At 68.5% G+C, this 22,236-nt stretch carries 17 protein-coding genes; 6 read left to right on the top strand and 11 right to left on the bottom strand.

Features of this window, described 5'->3' with window-relative positions; all coding sequences use genetic code 11:
• Positions 1-129 precede the first annotated feature (129 nt).
• Positions 130-1,764, top strand: coding sequence for a potassium channel family protein (locus ACRYA2_RS18340; RefSeq protein WP_433631393.1), 1,635 nt, complete (start codon positions 130-132; stop codon positions 1,762-1,764).
• 182 nt (positions 1,765-1,946) lie between these two features.
• Here the strand turns inward: ACRYA2_RS18340 and ACRYA2_RS18335 are convergent, their stop codons facing one another.
• Positions 1,947-3,569, bottom strand: coding sequence for a stage II sporulation protein M (locus ACRYA2_RS18335; RefSeq protein ID WP_433631390.1), 1,623 nt, complete (start codon positions 3,567-3,569; stop codon positions 1,947-1,949).
• A 31-nt stretch (positions 3,570-3,600) separates the two neighbouring features.
• The gene (locus tag ACRYA2_RS18330; RefSeq protein ID WP_433631387.1) at positions 3,601-4,446 is read right to left on the bottom strand and encodes a hypothetical protein; all 846 of its coding nucleotides are present in this window, start codon (positions 4,444-4,446) and stop codon (positions 3,601-3,603) included.
• A 170-nt stretch (positions 4,447-4,616) separates the two neighbouring features.
• On the opposite strand from ACRYA2_RS18330, the gene ACRYA2_RS18325 reads away from it, so the two are divergent.
• From ACRYA2_RS18325 to ACRYA2_RS18310, 4 genes are all read left to right on the top strand, one after another.
• A complete protein-coding gene (locus tag ACRYA2_RS18325; protein ID WP_433631384.1) occupies positions 4,617-5,348 on the top strand; it encodes an NADH-quinone oxidoreductase subunit B in 732 nt (243 codons plus the stop codon).
• Positions 5,345-6,991 (top strand): NADH-quinone oxidoreductase subunit D, encoded by a 1,647-nt coding sequence (locus tag ACRYA2_RS18320; RefSeq protein WP_433631381.1) that lies wholly within the window; start codon positions 5,345-5,347, stop codon positions 6,989-6,991. The genes ACRYA2_RS18325 and ACRYA2_RS18320 overlap by 4 nt, the downstream gene beginning before the upstream one ends.
• 128 nt (positions 6,992-7,119) lie before the next feature.
• On the top strand, positions 7,120-7,896 hold the full coding sequence (locus ACRYA2_RS18315) for a PAS domain S-box protein (protein ID WP_433631379.1): 777 nt from the start codon (positions 7,120-7,122) through the stop codon (positions 7,894-7,896).
• Positions 7,897-7,932: 36 nt separating this feature from the next.
• Positions 7,933-9,540: a sensor histidine kinase gene (locus ACRYA2_RS18310; RefSeq protein WP_433631376.1), complete on the top strand. Its 1,608-nt coding sequence runs from the start codon at positions 7,933-7,935 to the stop codon at positions 9,538-9,540.
• Positions 9,541-9,544: 4 nt separating this feature from the next.
• Here ACRYA2_RS18310 and ACRYA2_RS18305 read toward each other — a convergent pair whose 3' ends face one another.
• The 8 genes from ACRYA2_RS18305 to ACRYA2_RS18270 all read right to left on the bottom strand — a co-directional run bounded on the left by ACRYA2_RS18305 (position 9,545) and on the right by ACRYA2_RS18270 (position 19,600).
• Positions 9,545-10,345: an aldo/keto reductase gene (locus ACRYA2_RS18305; RefSeq protein ID WP_433631373.1), complete on the bottom strand. Its 801-nt coding sequence runs from the start codon at positions 10,343-10,345 to the stop codon at positions 9,545-9,547.
• Between the two features lie 146 nt (positions 10,346-10,491).
• On the bottom strand, positions 10,492-11,895 hold the full coding sequence (locus tag ACRYA2_RS18300; RefSeq protein WP_433631370.1) for an arylsulfotransferase family protein: 1,404 nt from the start codon (positions 11,893-11,895) through the stop codon (positions 10,492-10,494).
• Positions 11,896-12,055: 160 nt separating this feature from the next.
• On the bottom strand, positions 12,056-13,621 hold the full coding sequence (locus ACRYA2_RS18295) for a protein kinase domain-containing protein (RefSeq protein WP_433631368.1): 1,566 nt from the start codon (positions 13,619-13,621) through the stop codon (positions 12,056-12,058).
• Positions 13,622-13,783: 162 nt separating this feature from the next.
• Positions 13,784-14,575: an ABC transporter permease subunit gene (locus ACRYA2_RS18290; protein ID WP_433631365.1), complete on the bottom strand. Its 792-nt coding sequence runs from the start codon at positions 14,573-14,575 to the stop codon at positions 13,784-13,786.
• Positions 14,572-15,606, bottom strand: coding sequence for an ABC transporter ATP-binding protein (locus tag ACRYA2_RS18285; RefSeq protein ID WP_433631363.1), 1,035 nt, complete (start codon positions 15,604-15,606; stop codon positions 14,572-14,574). The genes ACRYA2_RS18290 and ACRYA2_RS18285 overlap by 4 nt, the downstream gene beginning before the upstream one ends.
• Before the next feature lie 626 nt (positions 15,607-16,232).
• Positions 16,233-17,213, bottom strand: a complete 981-nt coding sequence (locus ACRYA2_RS18280) for an ABC transporter ATP-binding protein (protein WP_433631360.1) — start codon at positions 17,211-17,213, stop codon at positions 16,233-16,235.
• On the bottom strand, positions 17,213-18,313 hold the full coding sequence (locus ACRYA2_RS18275) for a FecCD family ABC transporter permease (RefSeq protein ID WP_433631358.1): 1,101 nt from the start codon (positions 18,311-18,313) through the stop codon (positions 17,213-17,215). The genes ACRYA2_RS18280 and ACRYA2_RS18275 overlap by 1 nt, the downstream gene beginning before the upstream one ends.
• 135 nt (positions 18,314-18,448) lie before the next feature.
• Complete coding sequence (locus ACRYA2_RS18270; RefSeq protein WP_433631355.1) at positions 18,449-19,600, bottom strand: ABC transporter substrate-binding protein; 1,152 nt, start codon at positions 19,598-19,600, stop codon at positions 18,449-18,451.
• 229 nt (positions 19,601-19,829) lie between these two features.
• On the opposite strand from ACRYA2_RS18270, the gene ACRYA2_RS18265 reads away from it, so the two are divergent.
• The gene (locus tag ACRYA2_RS18265; RefSeq protein ID WP_433631352.1) at positions 19,830-20,924 is read left to right on the top strand and encodes a hypothetical protein; all 1,095 of its coding nucleotides are present in this window, start codon (positions 19,830-19,832) and stop codon (positions 20,922-20,924) included.
• Here ACRYA2_RS18265 and ACRYA2_RS18260 read toward each other — a convergent pair.
• Positions 20,890-22,182 carry a TIGR00341 family protein gene (locus ACRYA2_RS18260; protein ID WP_433631349.1) on the bottom strand — a complete coding sequence of 431 codons (1,293 nt, stop codon included), beginning with the start codon at positions 22,180-22,182 and terminating at the stop codon, positions 20,890-20,892. The two genes, ACRYA2_RS18265 and ACRYA2_RS18260, sit on opposite strands and share 35 nt — an antisense overlap.
• Between the last annotated feature and the right edge of the window lie 54 nt (positions 22,183-22,236).

Raw genomic sequence — 22,236 nt, 5'->3', positions numbered from 1 at the left:
CGTCGACGCTGCGCTACTCTCGTCGCTCGCACGCCCCCACTCCCGTGCGCCGGGCCTCCCTCCGCGCCGCCTCGCCGCGCCCGACGGACAGTAGAGTAAAAGGTCCCGCACGAGAGAGCGTACACCGAGATGAACAGACAGCGGCGTTGGGTGTTGCTCTACGTCGGCGCGTTCGTCACGGTGGTCGTCGGGTACACTTTTGCCTACTCGTGGGGAATGGCGACGTTCGAGGGACGAGAACGGAGCCTGCTAGAGTCGTTCGCCATCGTCGTCGAGACGTTCACGACGACCGGCTACGGCAGGGACGCCGGACTCTGGACGACGACCGAGATGGAACTGCTGATGGTCGCCATGCAGATGACCGGCGTCTTCCTCATCTTCATGACGCTGCCGCTGTTCGTCGCGCCGTGGGTCCAGGAAGCGGTGCGGGTGAGTCCGCCGACGGCCATCGACGAGCGCAGCGGTCACGTCGTCATCTGCGGCTACTCGCCGCGCGCCGAGACGCTCATCGACGAACTCCGGTCGTGGGACCGCGAGTACGTCCTCGTCGTTCGGGACCGAGAGACGTCGCTGGACCTGTACGAGCGCAACCTCGACGTGATACACGGCGACCCCGAATCCGCCGAGGTGCTCCGCCGCGCGCGGGTCGCGACCGCAGACACCGTGGTCGCGGACGCGACAGACGAGCAGAACGCCAGCATCACCCTCGCCGTCAGGGAGATAAGCGACGACGTCGAGGTCATCAGCCTCGTCCAGGACCCCGACCTGGCGAGCTACCTCCAGTACGCCGGTGCCGACCAGGTGTTCTCGCCGCGCCACCTCCTCGGCGAGAGCCTCGCGGAGCAGGTGACCGCCTCGGTGACGACCGACCTTGGTGACACCATCACCATCGGCGAGGACTTCGAAATCGTCGAACTCTCCGTGCAGGAGAACTCGGCGGTCGTCGGCCGCGAGCTATCCGAGAGCAACATCCGCGAGCGGACCGGCGCGAGCATCATCGGCACGTGGACGCGCGGCGAGTTCCACACGCCGCCGTCGCCGGACACGATGCTCGACGAGGACACCATCCTGCTGGTCGCCGGCCGGGAATCACAACTCGAACGTCTCAAGCAGATGACGCTCGGCGACGAGTACTCCCGCTCGCGGCGCTCGGCCATCGTCGCCGGCTACGGCGAGGTCGGCTCGACCGTAAGCGAGAAACTCGTCACCTCCGGGCTTCGTAGCATTGTCGTCGACCGCGAGAACAAGGAAGGCGTCGACGTGGTCGGCGACGTGACTGACGAGTCGGTCCTGCTGGAGGCCGGCATCGACCACGCCAACGCGCTCATCCTCGCGCTCGGCGACGACACGACGACCATCTTCGCGACGCTGGTCGCCCGCGAACTCTCGCCGACGGTGGAGATCGTCGCCCGCGCGAACGAGACGGACAACATCGGCAAGCTGTACAGCGCCGGTGCCGACTACGTGCTCGCGCTCGAAACCGTCAGCGGGCGGATGCTCGCCTCGACCATCCTGGAGGACGAGGAGGTCATCTCGCCGGACAAGCAGATAGAGATCGTCCGGACGACCGCCCCGCGCCTCGTCGGCCAGAGTCTCGGCGAGGCCAACGTACGCGAACGCACCGGCTGCACCGTCATCGCGATCGAACGCGACGGCGAGGTGACCACCGACCTCGGCCCCGACTTCGTCGTCGAGTCCCAGGATAGACTGATCGTCGCGGGCACCGACGCCGACACGAACGCGTTCACGGAACTCGCACAGTGACCGCCCCCCTCGCCGGTCGAGAACCGTCGCACGGAGAGCCACGTCCCGTCCGGTAGCGCCACCGCACGACGGTCTCCCTGGCGACGAATCCGGGACTGAGGCGGACGCCGGCCGTCCGGACGACCCGGGAGGTGACGTGGCCGACCGCGCACGCGCCGAACCGCGGCGACACGGCCCGGCGGTCACACCACCAGGCTGGCGACCCACCAGGTGAGAAACGCCTCGACGAACCCCGCGACGACGAACAGCGGTAGCAGACCGAGCAGGGCGTAGTACGTCCGGACGAGTTCCTCCGCGAGCGCGTCGGCGGACGTCCGGCCGCGGACGTACGACCACGCCGCTCCGCCGAGGTGAAGGCCGAGCGCGGCGGCGACCGACAGTGCAGGAATCTCCACGACGCCGTGGGGAACGACGAGCGCGGCGAGCGCGACCGGGTCCGAACCGAGACCGACGACGCCGCCGACGAGCGCGCCGTTGAACAGTAGATTGACCACCGTCGGCACTCCGAACCCGAGGCCGGCGTACGCCGTCGAGATGGCCACCGTCCAGTTGTTCGCGGTGAGGCTGACGAACGTGTCGACGGGGAATCGTCCGAACACGTTCTCGCTCACCGAACCCGGGACGGGCGTGGAATACGGTCTTGCGGCGGTCCACCCGCCCGCCACGCCGACCGCGAACAGGCCGAGCGCGACCGCGACCAGTCCGGGCCGGGCCGCGACGAAGCCGACGAGTTCCCGCCACCCGCGCCGGAACGCGTCCGCGAGGGAGCCGCGACCGCTCCCGTCCGTCGGCGTCCGGCGGGCCACCGTCGCGTCGACCGGCTCGCCCGTCTCCATCGCCCCGTTGGACGGCTCTCTAACCGCATCCGTGGCCGCCCCGGTCGCCCCTCTCTCTGCCGGTCCGGCAACCGCGGTCGGCGGCCCGGGGTCGCGCGGGTCGAGGTACAGCGCGGTCTTCAGCACGCCGAGGGCGGGGGTGACCAGAAACGCCACGGCGACCTGCAGGAGGGAGCCGACGCCGAGCGCCTGGAAGCCGACCGCCGCCGCGCCGGTCGCGACGACGGCCCCGAACGCGACGACGAGGTAGCCGACCACTCGCCCGGGTTCGCGTCGGACGAACCCCGTCGCGCGTTTCACGGCCTCGACGACGCCCGCGTCGTCCACGACGATGGCCTGCGGCGCGAACGCGAACAGCAGGTAGACGGCGAACGTGAGCGGTAGCCACGCCAGCACGGCGACGAACAGCACCAGTCCCGCCGCGAGACCGCCGCCGTTCGCCGCGACCGCCGCCAGCGCGCCCACGGCGACCGTCGGCGCGAGCAGGGCGAGCGCCCGGGCGACGCCGAGTCCGAGGAACGTCCAGCCGTCCGCGCTCGCCCCCTCGACGCCGGCCGCCATCGGACGCGAGTCCGTCGCCCCTTCGAGCGCGCTCACGACGGCGTGGACCTGCGCCGCGCCGACGAACGCTCGCGCCACGAGGAACGCCACCAGCCCGACCGCCGCGGAACCGAGAAGCAGCGCGACGGTCGTCGGCGTGAACAGCGCCAGCACCGCGTCGGCGAGCGCGCTCGCGGCCGCGTCGCTCACGCCGTCCGTCGGCTCGACGTCGACGCGTCGCACCGTCTCGAGGAAGCGGTCGATGCGGCCCGACCCGAGGAGGACGGCGAACGCCAGCGCGACGCCGACGAGGGGGACCGACTGGGCGACGAGCGCGACCCCGACGCCCGCGAGGAACGCTGGCAGCACCGTCGCGGGGCGGTCGACGAGCACCGAGCGCGTCGCCCTCGCCGCGTCTCCGAGTTTCATGGCCGAAGCCTCACGCGCCAACCGGATACCTCTATCCCCCGGAACGACGGCTCTCTGTCGACTCTGCGGCGTACTCGACGGTGAGGAACTGCCGACCGAACGCCCACATCTCGTGGACGGCACGAACGCCGTCGCCGTCGGGGCGAACCCGGAACCGCTGGGCGAGCGGGAGCGCGACGCCGCCCAGCGGCGTGACGAGGTAGAGTCCCTCGTCGTCGGTGCCCGCCCGCGTCGTCAGCTCGACGCCGCCGTCCTCGCAGGTCCGGGGGAGCAGGACGGTGCTCAGGTTCGAGGCCGGGAGCGGGACGGCGATGTTGACGTAGCGACGGTCGCCGGACACGTGACTGGCGTAGACGGCGACGATGACGGCGACGCCGTCGTCGTCGGTCCGTATCCAGGCCCGCGCACCGTCCCTGGGGTCGGAGCGCTCCTCGACCGCGACGATGCGGCTCCGGAGCGTCCCGCCGATTCCGCCCGGCGCAGGGAGGTTCAACTGTTCGAGGCGACTCGTCGCGCGCGCCGCGAGCGTCGCTCCGAGACGGAAGCCTGGATGCCAGCGAACCGAGTAGCCGAGGTCGTACTCGGCGGTGCGTTCGTAGAACCGTCGCACTGCGGGGTCGAGCGCGTCCGGTTCGAACTCCGGGCTCTCGTACGTCGCGACGTCGTCCATCTCTCCCGGCAGGGAGTCGCCCGTCGCGACGCCGTGGCGGTCGAGGTAGTCCGCGCCGACCCGCCAGCGGGCGAACAGCGGGCTGAGCGGCACCGAATCGGCTCGTGCGACCGCCCTCCGGAGTCGCCCGACCGCGAGCGCGACGACCGCCAGTCCCGCGGCGAACAGCACGGCGACTCGTCCCCGCCTCTCTCGCTGCGTCGTCACACCGGACGGTTCCTCGCCTTCCTATTTCAACGTCCGGACGCCGGGCGGTGCGACGTGCGCCGGCGGCCGGGCAGTCGTCATCGGCTTCGCCATCGAATCCATCCCGAACATTCATGCTGATACCGGCCCAACCACCGGAAAGGCCCGTATCCAGGGCCGGGGGTTGTGGGATGAGCGAACGCAAGGCAGACTACACGTCAGAGGGAGGACCGTCCGTCGACCCGCACGGCGGTGAGGAGTTCCGGGAACCGACGAGTCGCGAGGAGGGCAAAGCCGAGAGCCGCGACCGGTTCAACTCGAAGCTTCGGACGGCGTTCGGTTCGTCGCCGTTCATACTCACGAAGTTCGACAAGTTCATGAACTGGGTCCGGGGGTCGTCGATGTTCATGCTGCAGTTCGGCATCGCCTGCTGCAGCCTCGAGATGATGCACACCTACGCGGTCAAACACGACCTCGACCGCTTCGGCGCCGGAGTGCCGCGTGCGTCGCCGCGCCAGGCCGACGTCATCATCGTCCCGGGGACCATCGTCTCGAAGTTCGCGCCGCGGATGCACCGCGTCTACGACCAGATGCCCGAGCCGAAGTTCGTCGTCAGCATGGGCTCGTGTACGTGCTCCGGCGGTCCGTTCCAGGGCGGCTACAACGTCATCAAGGGCGCGGAGGAGGTCATCCCCTGTGACATCCACGTGCCGGGCTGTCCGCCTCGCCCCGAGGCGCTCATCTACGGCGTCGCCAAGCTCCAGGAGCGCGTCGCCAACGGCGAGGCGAGCCCCGTGACGGTCAAGCCGTACGAACTGGAGCAGTTCGGCGACCTCGAACGCGACGAACTGGTCGAGACGCTCGCCGACCGAATCGACGAGGAGACGCTCGTCATGCGCTACAACTGGGCTGATTCGCCGTGAGCTCGCAGGAAATCCAGCGTCCGGAGGTTGACTACGACGGTCTCGCCGAGTTGCTCGGCGACCGCGTCATCGGTCGGGAGACGCACGGCAACGCTGAGGCGTTCGTCGTCCGGCCCGACGAGGTGCAGGACGCGCTGTTCACGCTGCGCGACGAGGCCGGGTTCGACCACCTCTCGATGGTCACCGCACAGGACTACGAGGACCGCTACGAGAGCATCTACCACCTCACGAAGTACGACGACCGCACGCAGGAAGTGAGCGTCGTCGTCCCGACGCCGACCGAGGACCCGGTCAGCGAGACGGCAGAGCCCGTGTTCCGCACGGCCGAGTGGCACGAACGGGAAGCGTACGACCTCGTCGGCGTCGAGTACGAGGGCCACCCGGACCTGCGGCGCATCCTCCTGCCCGAGACGTGGCAGGGCCACCCGCTCGGCCTCGACTACGACCAGGACCGGCCACAGATCGTGTCGATGGAACGACATCGCAACCCGCTCCAGGCCGACCACCGCGACGAGGAGTCGGACACGATGCTGCTCAACATCGGTCCGCACCACCCCGCGACCCACGGAGTGCTCCACCTCAAGACGGTCCTCGACGGCGAGCAGGTCGCCGACGTTGAGCCGGACGTCGGTTACCTCCATCGCTGCGAGGAGCAGATGGCCCAGACGGGCAACTACCGCCACGAAATCATGCCGTACCCGGACCGCTGGGACTACAGCGCGAACATGACCAACGAGTGGGCGTACGCCCGCGCCGCGGAGGACCTCGCGGACATCGACGTGCCGGAGTACGCCAAGGTGCTGCGGACGCTCGGCGTCGAACTCTCGCGGATGACCGGTCACTTCCTCGCCGTCGGAACCTTCGCACTCGACGTGTACGGCGACTTCACGGCCATCTTCATGTACGCGATGCGGGACCGCGAGAAGGCCCAGAACATCCTCGAAGATCTCACCGGCCAGCGGATGATGTTCAACTACTTCCGGCTCGGCGGCGTGATCTGGGACGTCCCCGAACCGCGCGACGAGTTCTTCGGAAAAGTCCGGGACTTCCTCGACGACCTGCCGGGAGCGCTCGAGGAGTATCACGACCTCATCACCGGCAACGAGATATTCCAACTCAGGTGCATCGACACCGGCGTTCTGGAGCCCGACGTCGCCAAGCAGTACGGCGCGACCGGTCCCGTCGCCCGGGGGTCTGGCATCGACTACGACGTGCGCCGGGACGACCCCTACGGCTACTACGACGAACTCGACTGGAACGTCGTCACCGAGGACGGTTGCGACAACTACTCGCGCGTCCTGGTGCGCCTGCGCGAGGTCGAGGAGTCCGCGAAGATAGTCGGGCAGTGCGTTGACCTGCTCGAAGACTGGCCCGAGGAGGAGCGCACCCTCCAGTCGAACGTGCCGCGCACGCTCAAACCGCCCGCCGACGCCGAAACCTACCGGGCGGTCGAGGCCGCGAAGGGCGAACTCGGCGTTTACATCCGCTCGGACAACACCAGCAAGCCGGCGCGATTCAAGATCCGGAGTCCGTGCTTCCACAATCTCTCGACGCTGCCGGAGATGGCCAACGGCGAGTACGTGCCGGACCTCATCGCCTCGCTCGGTAGCCTCGACATCGTACTGGGTTCGGTCGACAGGTAGGTCCGTCGGAACTCGGCCGGACGCCCGCAGACGCGTTCCCCGGTTCCGCCACCGCCGGTCCGGCGTTTTCGCCCGTTCACGTATCATCGAAGTGGAAGTTTTATGTGGTGAGTTCCCAATTCGCCAGTATGGCCGACGCAGTGCGGGACCACCTGCGAGTCCTCCACGTCGACGGCGACCCCGACTTCGGCGACCTGACGGTCGACTCCCTCGAACGCCGGGACGATCGGTTGTCGGTGGTCACCGAGACGAGCGCAGCCGACGGGCTGGACCGCCTCGCAGCGGAGACGTTCGACTGCGTCGTCAGCGACTACGACCTGGCGGATACCGACGGACTGTCGTTTCTCGAAGCGGTCAGGGAGGACTACCCGGACCTGCCGTTCGTCCTCTTCACGGGGCGAGGGAGCGAGGACATCGCCAGCGCAGCCATCTCCGCGGGCGTCACGGACTACCTCCGGAAGGGGGACGCGCCGGACAGGTTCGCGGTGCTCGCCGACCGCGTCCGCGAGGCCGTCGAGAGCAGCGGAACCGAACGAGCGCGGCGCGAGAGCGAACACCGCTACAGGACCGTCGTCGAGCAGAGCCGCGACGCGATATACATCTTCCAGGACGGGGTGCTCGAGTTCGTCAACGGTCGGGCCTGTCGTCTCACCGGGTACGACAGGGACGAACTGGAAGGAATGGACTTCCGTGCGCTGGTCCATCCGGACGACCACGAACGGGTCGAGAGGATCGCCGCCCGACGCGAGCGGGGCGACGACGCCCCCGAGACGTACGAGGTGCGACTCCGGACGAAGTCGGGCGTCGTTCGCCGGTGCGAGTTGAGCGTCAGGCCGATAACGTACGACGGGAGGTACGCGACGCTAGGGTTCGTCCGGGACGTCACCGACCGGCGGGAGAACTAACGGACGTTCGAGGCGCTGCACACCGCGACTCGCGAGATGATGCACGCCGAGACGAAAGAACGGGTCTGCGAGATAGCGGTCGAGACCGCGCGATCCGAACTCGGATTCCCCCTGACCGGCTGCTGGCTGGCCGACGAGGACGAGATGCTTCGACCCGCGGCCCAGACGGAGATGTCGCACGAGACGTTCGACGGGCAACCGACGTTCGAACCCGGCGACAGCCTCGCGTGGCGCACATTCCAGCGCGGCGAGACCGCCGTCTACGAGGACGTGCGGACCGAGGCGGACGTCCACGACCCCGACACGCCGGTACGGAGCGAGATCATCGTGCCGCTTGGCGACCAGGGCGTGCTGACCACCGGGACGACGGAGATTCGGGACTTCGACAACGTCGACGTCGAGTTCCTGGAGTTGCTCGGGACGAACACGGAGACGGCGCTCGATCGCGCCGAACGCGAGGCGGAGTACCGCCGACTCGGCGCGGAACTCCACGAGAACAAGCGCAAGATAGAGGAACTGCACAAGACAGCGACCCAGATGGAGGCCTGCGAGACGGAGCAGGCCATCTACGACCTCACGGTCGACGCGGCCGAGCGAATCCTCGAGTTCGACATCTGCGTCGTCGACGCCGAGGAGGACGGACTGCTGAAGACGAAGAGCATGTCGACGGGTATCGTCCCGGACGAGACGCCGACGATGTCGGTCGACGATGGGGTCGTCGGGCGGACGTACCGGACTGGCGAGTCGAACCTCGCAGACGACCTGCGGGACGTCGACGCGGCGGACCCCCAGGGCGACTACCGGTCCGGCATCAGCGTGCCTGTCGGCGACTGGGGAGTCTTCCAGGCGGTCGCCGAAGAGGTCGGCTTCTTCGACGAGACGGACCTCGAACTCGCCGAACTGCTGGTCACCCACGTGGCCGAGGCGCTCAACCGCGTCGAGCGCGAGCGCCTGCTCCGGGAGCGCGAAGAACGGCTGCGCCGCCAGAAAGACCAGCTGGAGGACTTCGCCGGCATCGTCTCCCACGACCTCCGGAACCCGCTGAACGTCGCACACGGGTACGTCGACCTGCTCGCGGAGACGTACGACGACGGGCGGTTGACGAAGACCCTCGACGCACTCGACCGGATGGAGGCCATCATCGACGACGTGCTGACGCTCGCGCGGGAGGGCGAACTGGTAGACGACCCCGAACCGGTCGCCCTCGCGACCGTCGTCCGCGGCGCGTGGGCGAACGTCGACACCGCCGACGCGCCGCTGGCGAGCGTCCCCGACGGTCGCATCGAGGCCGACGGTGGACGTCTCCAGCAGCTGTTCGAGAACCTGTTCCGCAACGCCGTCGAGCACGCGGGCAGGGACGTCACTGTCCACGTCGGGGCGCTACGGGCCGGTCCCGCCGACGGGTTCGTCGACGGCGTCTACGTCGAGGACGACGGACCCGGCGTTCCCGAGTCCGAGCGGACGGTGGTGTTCGACTCCGACTACTCGACTCGCGACGACGGAACGGGGTTCGGCCTCGCCATCATCGACCAGATCGCCGACGCCCACGGCTGGACCGCGTCGGTGACCGTGGGCGTCGACGGCGGCGCACGGTTCGAGATTCGGGAGACGACCGGGGACCCCGGACCGTCCGCGGACGGCTAACCGGCTACCGGTTCCACGGCGCGTCGTCGGGGTCGACGATGCGCTCCTCGCGCTCGATGCCGTCTATCGCCGCCACGTCCTCGTCGTCCAGGTCTATCTCCCGCGCTTCGAAGTTGTCCTGCAGGTGCTCCTCGCTCGACGTCTTCGGGATGGCGGCGACGTTCTCCTTCGCGGCGAGCCACGCCAGCGACACCTGGTAGGGCGTGGTGTCGTGTTTCTCCGCCACCTCTCGAATCTCGTCCACCTCGGTCACCTTCCCGCGCGCGACCGGCGAGTAGGCGACGAGCCAGTGGTCGTGTTCGCGGGCGTACTCCTGTAGCTCCTCCTGCTGGAGCAGGGGATGCATCTCGACCTGGTGGGCGAAGATGGGCGCGTCGAGCGTCTCGCGCGCCGTGTCGAGCTGGTCCGGCGTGAAATTGCTCACGCCGACGTGGTCTATCGTGCCCTCGTCGTACAGTTCGTCGAACGCCGGCAGGGTGTCCTCGGCGTCGTAGGTGTCCCGCGGCCAGTGGACGTACAGCAGGTCGACGGCGTCGACGCCGAGTCTGTCGAGGCTCTCGTCCGTGCTGGCGAGCACGTCGTCGTGCGCGAGGTTGTCGTCCCAGACCTTCGTCGCGAGGAAGACGTCCTCGCGGTCGACGCCCGCCTGGGCGATGCCCTCGCCGACGTACGCCTCGTTGTCGTACTCCTGGGCCGTGTCGACGTGTCGGTACCCCATCTCCAGCGCGGCGGCGACGACGTCGGCGCACTGCTCCGGGTCGATGTTGTCGTAGGTGCCGAGTCCGATTCGTGGTAGTTCGTCCATACTCGCGTGTGGACCAGGACGCTTGTGAAACGTGTGGCCGCCGCGCTGTCGCCCGAATTCTGGACGGACCGGCCGGTCGTTCCGCTCGCCCGGATGTCTGCAGGGGTTCCGGCGACGGTCGACGGCGGAAAACGAGCGTGACCGGTTCAGGCCAGGCGCTTTCTGATGCCGTGGTAGATGCGCCGGCGGTGGTAGACGCCCTCGCCGAAGACCCAGCCCACGAGCAGGAGACCGGCGAGTATCGCAGCGATGAACGCGTACTCGTCCATCCAGATGGGGCGGATGAACGGCGTCGCCTGGTCCCACGTCTCGCCGAGTCGCTGCATCTCCTCTTGGAACGGCGTTCCGGCGAACGTGTTCGAGAGGAAGACGGACATCTTGATGCGGTCGCCGCCGGGTTCGAGATTGGCGCTTCCGGTCACGTCGTACTCGCCGGTCACGCCGACGTCCGACATCGTCGAGCCGTTCGATTCGTCGCCGTACTTCAGGCGCTCGACGTCGTACGGCAGCCAGGGCGAGTAGAACTCCCAGACCACCTCGCCTTTCGGCGTCACCTCGATGACGCGGTGGTTCTGCGAGTCGACGATGAGGGTGTTGCCGTTGGGCAGGCGGTCGGCGTCACGCGGCCAGTTGAGCGTCTCGTGGGACCCCACGCTCCAGGTCTGGTTCCACTTCCCGTTCTCGCGCTCGTACTCGACGACGCGCTGGTTGTGCGAGTCGGCGACCAGCACGGTCGGGTTACCGTCCTCGCTCTCGAGGTAGTCCGGGTTGTGCTGCTTGCGGAGGACGTCGTAGTTTCCGTCCTCGCCGAGCTTCATCGTGACCTCCTTGCTCTTGCGGTCGACGACGATGACCTCGTCCATGTTCCGCGGGTCGGCCATGTACTTGCCCGGTCCAACCTTCTCCACGTCGTTGACGTGGGTCCAGTCGCTCGTGTACTCGCCCTGGCCCTTGCCGGCGTCCCGGTCGTAATGACTCCGGAAGTACCAGCGCCAGACGATCTCGTCTTTCTCCAGGTCGTAGACGAAGATGCTGTCGTTGTTCGTCTTGCTCTGCTCGTCGTAGTTCTTCAGGTTCGCGACGAGCAGCTGGTTACCGTTGATGAGGTCGACGTCGTGGGTGTCCTCGATGGGGAGCTCCTGCGTCCACACTTTCTCCTTCGTCTCCGGGTCGAACTCGTACACCAGCGTCTTCCCTTGCTGCGTCGAGGTGACGAGCAGGTTACCGTTCTCCATCGGGTCCACGTCGTAGAACCACGTGGCTCCCTCCTTCGAGCCGTTGTGGACCCACTTGACGTCTCCGCGGGGGCCGACGGCGACGAGTCGGGCGGGCTTTTTGTTGTTCCCTTGTCCCTTGAAGTGGTACCCCTGCACGCTGATTACTGTCGTTCCGTTCGCCGATTTCTCCATGGTGCCTCTCTCGAGGTTCGACTCCTCCTGGTCGTACGTGAGTGCGGAGACGGCGGAGGGCGCGAGCAGAGCGACGACGAGTAACAGGACGGTCCCGCGCACAAGCCACGGCTGTGACGGGAGTTTCTCCCTTATGTCCATACACCTCTAGTCGGGCGTCTCCTGTTTGAGTATTTTGTGATTCGTCAGCTACCGTTCACCCCTGAATTCGAGGGGAACACGCGGGAAACGGAGGCGTTCGAGAACGCCGGATCCGAACACCTAATCGTCCTTACAGTACGGCGGTCGGTGGGCCGCCCGGTCAGGCGTTCAGCAGTTCGGGAGCGCGGTCCTCGAGGACGCGTTCGAGGCCGACCCGGAGATCCGCGACGGTCTCGTAGCGCTCCGGCTTGCGCTTTGCGAGCGCACGAGCGACCACGTCGTCGACCGCCCTGGGAAGGTCGGCGTCGCTCTCGGTCGGCGCGGGCGGGTCCGCCGACTCGACCTGCTGGACGACGACGTGCGGATCGCCGGTGAACGGCGGTCGACCGGCGAACAGGCCGTACAGCAGCGCACCGAGGCCGTACACGTCCGTCGCCTGGTCGGGCCGGCCGAACGTCTCGGGCGCGACGTGTTCCGGCGCGGCGAAGGCGGGCGAGACGGGCTTCGTGCCGGCCTCGGCGAGGACGCGACCGAACTCCCAGTCGGTCACCTTCGGCACGGGCCACGTCCGCCCGAGCGTCTCGACGACCCCGACGACGCCGGGGCGCAGACCGCCGTGGACGACGCCGAGCGCGTGGGCGTGGGCCACGGCGGCGACGATTCGGTGCCCGTACCACAGCGACGCCGCGACGCCGTCTCCGAGGTGGTCCGCGAGCGTCCCGGCGTCGAAGAACTCCGTGGCGACCCACGGACGCGGGCCGTCGCCGCGTGCCAGGACGCCCGCGACGTGGTCGTGGTCGTCGACGCGTTCCCACCGGCGCGTCGCCCGGGCGAACGCCGCGGCGTGGTCGCTCTCCTGCAGCGTCCGGAGCGTCACCACGACGTGTGCCCGCGGGCCGGGTGCGAGGACGCGCGCCTTGTGTCCGACGGTGAGTGGGTCGGTGCCGACCCGGCGCAGTCGCTCGAACTCGTCGTACTCGGCGTCGACCGGGTCGGGGGAGACCACGTCGGCCGGGTCGGGCGGGCGACCGCGGACCTCGTCGTCGGCGTCGCGGCTGTCGGCGGTCCCGGATTCGGCACTCTCGACCTCGGACGCCGGCGCGACGCGGACGGACGTGGACTGGCCGCCCCCGCCCGTCTGGACGACGTTCGCGCCGTCGAGCACGTCGGCGAGTCGCTCGTCGCTGACGCTGACGACGGTCGGTTCGCCCGTGAGCGTCGACTCGGACAGCGCGTCGACGACGTGCCGGAGCGCTTCGCTCGTGTACCTGCGCACGATGCCGTCGTCGTCGTCCCTGAGGGCGGCCAGTTCCTCGATGGCCGGTTCGGCCGCCCGGGGGTGCTCGGTGGCGACGCTGGCGACGGTGACGACGGCGTTCTCGCGCACGAGCGGGTCGTCGTCTCCCACGAGGCGGGTCGCCCGTTCGACGGTCGAGCGGGCCGCCTCCGGGTCGGACCGGGCGACCTCCGCGAGCGCCCACGTCGCGCCGCGTCGCACCCAGACGTCGTCGTCGTCGGTCGCCCGTGCGAGGTCCGAGACGGGCACCTGCCCTGGCCGGGTTGCGGCCTCCTCCGCGAGCGCCCACGCCGCGCTCGCTCGCCGAGCGGAGTCGTCGGCGGACAGCGACATGACGAGGTCTGACACCTCCCGACTCTCCGGTATCTCGACCTCCTCGCGGTGCCGGCGGGCCAGCCGGTCGCGGTCGCTCGCTTCAAAACGTGTCATGCTCTCGGGGGGTCGTTTCCCTATCCTTCTCCCCGCCCGTGATAAAGGTTTTCTCACGACGCGTCACGTGCGTCCGAACGGCGTCGCTTCCCGCGCTCCGTTCGACGCGCCGTGAGCGGCGACCGCGACGCTCGCTTCTCTCACCCTCGAACGCGTCGGGGCTCAGTTCAGGTCCTTCCGGCGGAACCACTGCTGGCTGACGACGACGAGCGCGACCGTGGCGGTGAGGAGAACCGCAGCACCGAGGAGGTCGTACTGGCCGTCGACGAGCACGGCGGTCGGGTCGTAGTAACGCATCGGCGCGACCGCGCCCAGCGCCTCGTAGTCGGTGTCGGTCAGCACGGACTCGACGAGGAAGAGGGCGAACACGACCGCGAGCGCGACCCGCTGGGCGATGGCCTCCCGGTCGAACGCGACGGAGGCGACCAGGCCGATGCCGGCGCAGGCGAGCAGGTACGGTATCGAGAGCGCGTGGACGGCGACGAGGTCGGCGACCGGGATGGCGTCGTCGACGAGCAGACTGCCGACGTAGACGACGACCGCGGTGACGACGTTGAGGACAAGGATGGGCGCGAGCAGCGAGAGGAACTTCTCGGCGACGATGCGCGACCGCGAGACGGGCAGCGACAGCAGCATGTCCATGCGCTCGCGCTCGACGTCGTCGGCGACCAGCGACGCGGCGCTGTACGCGAAGTACAGACCGAGCAGGATGACCCACGCGAAGTTGTACAGTTCGACCGCGAGAAAGCCCGCGAGCGTGCTCATGGTCCGTATCCCCATCGCCTTGACGATGGGCTCGGGGTACGACTGGAGCAGCCGGTCGAGGTCGATGCTGTCGGCGAACGAGGGGTAGACCCAGATGACCATCGCCGCGAGCAGCGACAAGCCGACCGCGAGTGCGACCGCGCCCCGAATGCGGTGGCGGGTCTCGTAGCGCGTGAACTCGAACGTCACGCTTCACCTCCGTCGCCGGGGCGTCGCTCCGGTGGCACGTCGGCCGCTTCGGCGCTCTCGTCGCCGTAGAACCGCATGAACACTTCCTCCAGCGGCGCCTCCTGCACGTCGAGTTCGAGCACGTCGTAGTCGTGGATGCGGTCGACGAGCGCGTTCACGTTCCCCGTGAAGGTGAAAGAGAGCTCGGTCACGGTTGGAGCGACCGCGGTGCGCTCGGCCGTCTCCCGCTTTCCGGCACCGTCGACGCTTCCCCCGTTCGCCTCGCCCTCGACCGTCTCGCCGTCGACCTGCCGGACGGCGAGGTCGTGGACGCCGTCGAGGTCGAACTCCCCCGCCCCGACGTCGTCGGTGACGGTCAGGTGGACGACCTTGCCGCTGCGCCGCAGCAGGCGCTCGACGCTCTCCGTCGTCACGAGTCGGCCGTCGCGGATGACGCCGACGCGGTCGCAGACGCGGCGCACCTCGCTCAGGATGTGCGAGGACATGAACACCGTCGTGCCGGCGGCCCGTTCCCGCCGGACGAACTCGTTGAACTCCTGCTGTTTCAATGGGTCGAGCCCGCCGGTCGGCTCGTCCAGCACGACGAGGTCCGGGTCGTGCATGAACGCCTGGACGAGTCCGAGCATCTGGTTGTTGCCCGAGGAGTACTCCCGCACCTCCCGGTCCAGCGGCGGGTCGAAGATGTCGAGCAGTTCCTCGCGGCGTTCGTCGCCCTTGACTGCCGCGTGGAGGTCGAGAATCTCGCGGCCGGTGGCGGTCTCGTCAAAGGCTGGGTCGGCCGGCAGGTAGCCGACCCGTCGCTTGGCCTCGATGAGTTCGCGCTCGTCGCGGACGTCGCTGCCGAGCACCGTCGCGGTCCCCGACGTCGGCGACTGGAACCCCATCAGGGTCCGGATGGTCGTCGTCTTGCCCGCGCCGTTCGGGCCGAGGTAGCCGAACACCTCCCCTTCCGCGACCGAGAAGGAGAGGTCGTCGTTCGCCAGGACATCCCCGTATCTCTTGGAGAGACCCCGAACGTCGATGGCCGTCATGTAATACGCTCGACGCCACGGCGAGAAACAGTTTTCGGAGGAAACGTCGGCAGTCCGCTGGAATCGCCGGGTGGGTACGGCGGTCGTTTCACCGTATCGAACGGTCTTTCCGACGCCGGGAGTCGCCCGACGTATGTAACGACGTCGCGTCCTCGATTCGCGGTCGGGCGACTCTCCGGCGTTGGTCGGTTCGCGCCGGCCGACGTTCTCTCGCGTCGTCGACCGTCGGCGTAGAAGGGACAGACGCGGACGGATGCCCACCGTTCGCGCTCGTTCGCGGACGATACCTCTGCGGCGTTCGCCCGTCGGCGAGACTCCCGGCGCCGAGTCCCGGAAGCCGGAACCGCACGGGCGCTTTCGGAAACGCGGCTCGCAGGCCGGAGACGCACCGTCGCGGGGCCGTTCGACCCCCGCGACGTGGCTCCCGCCTCGTGTTTTAGGCCGACCTAAAAACTGGTAAAGGTTGCGGTTCTTCGCTCTCCCCGAGCGCGGTCGGTCCGCCTCGCGGGACGGCCTGGGTTCAGAGTCGGCCTTCCGACGGCAGGAAAACGGAGAGACGGCGGCGACGGCCAACCGACGCCGCGGTGCGGTCCGGCCGCGGGCGGAGTCACCGGTCCCTGCCTGCGCTACAGTGGTCGATGCGGGTGGACGACGGGCCCGTCGTCGCTCGATTCGACGGTCGCCTCGACGCCGAACACCGCCGCGAGTAGCTCCTCGGTCACCACGTCGGCGGGCGGTCCCCAGTCGTACGGTTCGCCGTCTTTCAGAGCGACGAGGTTGTCGGCGTAGCGGGCCGCTTGCGCCACGTCGTGGAGGACCACGCCGATGGTCAGGTCAGCTTCGTCGGCGAGCGTGCGGACGACGTCGAGCACGTGGAGCTGGTGGCGCAGGTCGAGATACGTCGTCGGTTCGTCGAGCAGGAGCACGTCGGTCTCCTGGGCGAGCACCATCGCTATCCACGCCAGTTGGCGCTGGCCGCCGGAGAGATTGCCCATCTCCTCGTCCCGCAGGTGGGCCACGCCGGCGAGGTCGAGCGCCCGCTCGACCGCCTGATGGTCCTCCTCGCTCGCCGACTCGAAGAACCCCCGGTGGGGGTAGCGCCCGTGGTAGGCAAGCTCCTCGACGGTGATGCTGTCGGGCGACTCGTTCTCCTGGGAGAGCATCCCGAGACGCCGGGCGAGCGCCTTCGTCCCCATCGCGTGCACGTCCTCCCCGTCGAGGAGGACCGACCCGTCGTCCGGCGTGAGCTGTTCGGCGAACGCCTTCAGGAGCGTGCTCTTGCCGGAGCCGTTGGGACCGACGAGCGCCGTCACCTCCCCGGCGGGGAGGACGATGGACTCGCACTCGACGACGATTCCGGTGTCCGGGTAGCCGATGGCCAGCCCTTCGCCGTGCAGTTCGCTGGCGTCGGTCGCGTCGTCGACGCCATCGACGTCGGCGTCGTCCGCCACCTGCTCTCGTTCGACCGCGATGCCACCGTCGGACCTGCGGTCCGACGAGGTTCGCGGAGCTTCGCTCCGTTCGCCGCCGTCAGACCTGTGGTCTGTCGAGGCTCGTTGAGCTTCGTTCCTCTCACCGCCGTCCGTCGTTTCGGGTTCGTCCGTCATCAGATCTCACCTACGTCGTGCTGTTTCCGCATCAGATAGAGGAAGTACGGCCCGCCGAGGAGGCCGGTGACGATGCCGACCGGAACCTGAACGGGGAGCGCGAGGCGCGCTCCCACGTCCGCGCCGACCACGAGCGCGGGGCCGGCGAACGCGCAGCCGAGCATGAGTTTCCGGTAGTCGCTGCCGACGATAGTGCGGACGAGGTGAGGGACGACGAGTCCGACGAACCCGACGATGCCGGCGACGGAGATGGCGGTGCTCGCGGCGACGATGGCGAGCGTCGACAGGGCGAACCGGATGCGTTCGACCGACATCCCGAGCGACTGGGCCGTCCGCTCGCCGAGCAGGAGGACGTTCAACTGTCGCGACGAGACCAGCGCGGCGGGCACCACGAACAGGGTCGGAACCAGCGCGATTCGCACCTGCTCCCAGTCGGTTCCCGTGAGCGACCCCGTCGTCCACGAGATGGCGTTCTGGACGACGGCGAGGTTGTCCGCCATGAAGAACAGCGCCGTCTGGAACGAGTGGAAGACCGTTCCGACGACGACGCCGGCGAGCACCAGTCTGACGGGGCTCGTCCCGCCCTTCCAGGCGACGGCGTAGACCAGCAGGAACGCGGAGACGCCGCCGAGAGCGGCGAACAGCGGGAGGAACACGGCCATCCCGCTGAAGACGACGAGCGTCAACAGCACGGCGAACCCCGCGCCGTGGCTCACGCCTAGCACGAACGGGCTGGCGAGTTCGTTCCGCGTCACCGCCTGGAATATCGCGCCGGAAACGGCGAGGTTCGCCCCGACCAGGACGCCGACGAACACCCGCGGGAGGCGGAGACTCCAGACGACGACGGTCTCGTTGCTCAGGTGGTCGGGCAGTTCGCCGCCGAGCAGCAGCGTCCCGAGGACGGTCGGGTCGAACAGGACGTCCGGATCGGTGACGGCCGACCACACGTCCTGCATCGGTATCGAGTACGCGCCGAAGCTGACCTGCAGCAGTCCCGCGACGATCACGATGGCCGTGCTGGCGAGCATGAGCGCACCGAGCGAGCCGTCGAAGCGGCCGAACAGTCGACCGCTCGACTCCGCCTCGGTCCGTCTGCTCATCCCGTCTCCCCCTCGGCACTCGACGCCAGTGCGGTGCCACCGTCCGTGCTTCCCGCTGCGACCATGTGGTTTAGGTCTCCCTAACTCCTGATAAGGGCTGTGATTCGGCCGATAGGCCGGCGGTCGTTTCCGGCCTCAGAACTCGCCGTTCACGATGTTCGCGACCCGCTTGCGGTCGAAGAGCTTGCCCGACGCGCCGTACAGCTGTTTCGCCGCCCGTTCGGTGAGGACGAGGTTCGTGATGGGGCCCTGGTAGAGCGGACCGCCGCGATAGACGTCGCCGTTCTTGACTGCGGTCAGCTTGCTCCCGACGTTGTGGTTCTTCATGGACGAGACGACGGTGTTCTGGAACTTCTCTTCGGTCTTTTGTTCGTGTCCGCGCAGCAGGAGCACGTCCGGGTCCACCTGGAGCAGCGTCTCGTAGTCTACCTTCCCGCGCCCGCTGTGGAAATTTTTGACGGACGTGTTGGCGAGCGCGTCCTTGACCTTCAGGTCGCGCCACTGCTTGAAGCTCGTCCCCTCGTCGATCAGGTACGGCAGGAACGTCTCCGGCTTGTTACTCGACGCCCACAGGACTGCCACCGACGGCCGCTTTTTCTTCGGAGGGACGACCGAATCGAGCTTGGACTGGAACGTATCGTGCAGGGACGAGAAGGCGTCGTAGCGGTCGGTTCGCTGGAAGACCTTCGCGAGCTTCCCGAACGCCTGGTACAGCGTGTAGTAGCGGTAGTCCTTGTGCCACTCGTAGCCGCGCGAGAAGATGCTGTTCCCGAAGAAGGGGCCGATGTTCTTCCGAATCTCGTCGACGTCGGACTGCTTCCAGCCCTTGAACCGGTTCTGGAGGAAGTTCGGGTCGATGACGTGGACGTCGCCGTCGAGCGAGTAGAACCGCTCCTTGCTGACGCCGTCCTGATAGAGACTGACCATGCCGCTCTTGTCGACGGAGACGCCCGGTATCTCGTCGTAGTACCGCGTGTAGTATCGGCTCGTCATCCACATCCCCTTCGGCGGTTCGAGTCCGAGCGCGACGCCCATGTCGGCCCAACTGCCGTTGTTCGCGACCCACGTCTTCGGTACCGACTCGAACTCGACGCTCCCCATCGGCTCTATCGACACCGAGTAGGGTCCGCCCGACTTTGTCGTTCCGTCGCCCGTCGTCGTTCCGCCGTCGTTGCCGTTCGTACCCGAACCACCGCTGGTACAGCCCGCGAGCAGCGTCCCGGCCGCGGCTCCGGTTCCGGCGATTAGCTTCCTGCGCGAGAGTTCCGTCGAGTCGTCGTCTGCCATACGATTTAGGCTCCCCTAAACGCTGGTAAAAGTTCCGATTTTGGTCGACCAAAAACAGTCGGGACTGCGGTACGCGACCAATTCATTCTTTCCGGACAGTTGCGGCCGAACCGGACGGCGGAGATTCAAGTGCTCGTCCGTCGTACAGGTCTGCGAGATGCGAGAAAGGGACGACGACACCGGTCGCCGGCCGAGACCGCGGTCGGTTCGTGCCAGCCGACTGAGAACTATGGGGCGACGTCGCTTCGTCGAGACGCTGGCCGGGGCGGGGTTCGGAGGGATGGCGGCGCTGCTGACGGCGGACGACGTGCGCGCCGCCGGCAGCGACGAGGTGCCCATCGTCTACGGGTTCGCCCGCGACGCGGAGAACGGCGGCGAGGAGGGTCGCTTCGGGCCGCGGAAGACCACCGTGCCGGCGGACTGGTTCGCCGACCTCCGGGCGGCGCTCGACGCTCACCGGGAGGCGGCGTTCGTCTCGCGCGAGGGCGTCGTGGCGGCCGGGGTCGTGCCGGGAGAGTTCGGCGGCCGGAACGCCGCCGTCGAGGTCGCCGCCCGGGCGGACGCCGACCTGCCCGAGCGAGTCGGCGACGTGTCGGTCGAGGTGACGCGGGTCGACCCGGGCCGCTCTCCGCCGTCGAGCGTCGACCCGGTCGAGAACCGCTCCGGAACGTCGGTCCCGGGCGGCGTGGCCTGCGGGACGCCGGATTCGACCGGGACGCTCGCTCCGGCGATGTACGACGGTCGACGGCCGTTCTTCGCCACCGCGAATCACGTCGTCGGCGGCGACGAGACGGAACGGCGGGGCACGTCGCTCCGTCTCGTCGGGAAGGCGGCGTCGCCCCGCATCGGCACCGTCGAGCGGGGGTACGCGCTGGAGGACTTCGTGCGCGTCGCCCCGACCGACGGCTACTGGCCGGCGAGCGCCATCGAAGGCGCCGAGCCCCGGACGGTCGTCGGTCAGTTTTCCCGCGAGGGGCTGGCGACGTTGAAAGCGCAGGACGAGAAGCTGGCGAAGGTGGGCGTGACGACCGGCCGGACCCGGGGGAAGATTCAGGCGATCGACGGGATGACCTGCGCGTACGGCCAGGTGTGCAAGCGCGGTCAACTGAAGTGGGGGTCGCAGTCGGCGTTCGACGACGGCGACAGCGGGAGCGTCAACTACCACCCCGACCCGGAGCGGCCGGACGCGGGCGTCATGGTCGGCGGGTTCAACAACGCCCGGACGTGGTGGCCCGCCGAGGACTACGTCTGGGGGACGGCGGCCCACCACGTCACGGCGCGCCACGGGTTCACGTTCGCGCCACGTGACGCTGGCGCTCGGTGAACTCCACTTCGACGACGGTCTTCCCGTCGACGCGTTGGGCGACGCGGTTCCCGATGGTCTTCGCCAGCCCGGGATAGGACCTGTCGGCTGGCCTGCTGACCACCACCGTGACGTTTTGAGATTCGTCGACCAGGCCCATGTCGTCGAACTCCGCCTGCACGTCGACGAGTTCGAGTTCGCCGTACCGGTCCTGTTCGACGACGCCCTGTACCGCCTCGTTGACGGCGTTCTCCGTCTGGACCTGCTGGACGGTGAGGAGGCCGGCTCCGGCAAAGGCGACGAGCAGGAGGAGCGCGGCGGCGACGACGGGCGTCGCGTCGCGGAGTCGCTCCGCTCCGGTCGGGCCGTCCTGGGGCCGGTAGCCGAGATACCAGAGGACGGTGCTCCCGGCGACGTTGATGCCGACGGCGTTGATGACGAGCAGGACGAACGCCCCGAACGCGACGCCCGGTGGCCCCCACGCGAGGCCCACCCCGACCGCCGCGGCCGCCGGGATGAGTGCCGCCGCGATCATGACGCCGACGAGCGACACCGGCAGCGCAGTCGCGAGGCCGAACGCACCCGCCGCGCCGGCACAGATGCCGACGACGAACGAGAGCAATCCGGGCGAGATGCGCTGGCTGATCTGATTTATCGTCGCCACGTCGAGCGCCGGCGGGACGAACGCCGCCGACTTTAGCGCCCACCCGAACGCCGCCGCGCCGACGATGGCCAGTCCGAGACCGAGCACCTGCGAGCGCAGTCCGTCGGTTATCATGTCGCGGTCGTTCAGCACGAAGCCGACGCTGACGGTCATCGCGGAACCGACCTGCGGTGCGATGACCATCGACCCGACGACCAGCGCGGGCGAATCCAGCAGCAGACCCGCCGTGGCGACGACCGCCGAGAGCAGCGTCATCGCGTAGTACGGAAGCGGATTCGGGTTCATCCCGAGCGCCTTCGTCCGTATCTCCTCGCTGGCGACGCTGTCGTCCTCGTCGTTGCCCGTCATGAACCGATTTTCGAGTTCGTCGATGTTCGGTGTCCGTGCGGTCTCGACGTTCCCGACGACGGTGTACTCGTCGTCGTCGAGGCCCGCGTCCCGAAGGTCGGAGAGCGCGGCGTCGACCGCCTGGGTCGGTAGCGGGAACTCGAGCATGGTCGCCTCGTCGCCGTCGCTCGCCTCGGGCGTGAGCACGTAGTCGATGTCCTCGTCGTCGAGGACCCCGAGGACCGCGTCGCGGTCGTCCTCCGGGACGCGGACCTGGATGAGGCGCATGTCCGCTTCCAGCCACCCCGGGATGATAAATGCGTCCGTCTCCCGGGAGCCCCG

This window comes from Halomicrococcus pelagicus (assembly GCF_050954125.1).
This window is presented reverse-complemented; position numbering and strand designations above follow the sequence as displayed.

Bases quoted from the DNA above. Each gene is read 5' to 3' on its own strand.
- ACRYA2_RS18340 (WP_433631393.1), top strand. From the start codon at position 130: ATGAACAGACAGCGGCGTTGGGTGTTGCTCTACGTCGGCGCGTTCGTC.
- ACRYA2_RS18335 (WP_433631390.1), bottom strand. From the start codon at position 3,569: ATGAAACTCGGAGACGCGGCGAGGGCGACGCGCTCGGTGCTCGTCGAC.
- ACRYA2_RS18325 (WP_433631384.1), top strand. From the start codon at position 4,617: ATGAGCGAACGCAAGGCAGACTACACGTCAGAGGGAGGACCGTCCGTC.
- ACRYA2_RS18315 (WP_433631379.1), top strand. From the start codon at position 7,120: ATGGCCGACGCAGTGCGGGACCACCTGCGAGTCCTCCACGTCGACGGC.
- ACRYA2_RS18310 (WP_433631376.1), top strand. From the start codon at position 7,933: ATGATGCACGCCGAGACGAAAGAACGGGTCTGCGAGATAGCGGTCGAG.
- ACRYA2_RS18305 (WP_433631373.1), bottom strand. From the start codon at position 10,345: ATGGACGAACTACCACGAATCGGACTCGGCACCTACGACAACATCGAC.
- ACRYA2_RS18300 (WP_433631370.1), bottom strand. From the start codon at position 11,895: ATGGACATAAGGGAGAAACTCCCGTCACAGCCGTGGCTTGTGCGCGGG.
- ACRYA2_RS18295 (WP_433631368.1), bottom strand. From the start codon at position 13,621: ATGACACGTTTTGAAGCGAGCGACCGCGACCGGCTGGCCCGCCGGCAC.
- ACRYA2_RS18285 (WP_433631363.1), bottom strand. From the start codon at position 15,606: ATGACGGCCATCGACGTTCGGGGTCTCTCCAAGAGATACGGGGATGTC.
- ACRYA2_RS18280 (WP_433631360.1), bottom strand. From the start codon at position 17,213: ATGACGGACGAACCCGAAACGACGGACGGCGGTGAGAGGAACGAAGCT.
- ACRYA2_RS18275 (WP_433631358.1), bottom strand. From the start codon at position 18,313: ATGAGCAGACGGACCGAGGCGGAGTCGAGCGGTCGACTGTTCGGCCGC.
- ACRYA2_RS18270 (WP_433631355.1), bottom strand. From the start codon at position 19,600: ATGGCAGACGACGACTCGACGGAACTCTCGCGCAGGAAGCTAATCGCC.
- ACRYA2_RS18265 (WP_433631352.1), top strand. From the start codon at position 19,830: ATGGGGCGACGTCGCTTCGTCGAGACGCTGGCCGGGGCGGGGTTCGGA.
- ACRYA2_RS18260 (WP_433631349.1), bottom strand. From the start codon at position 22,182: ATGCGCCTCATCCAGGTCCGCGTCCCGGAGGACGACCGCGACGCGGTC.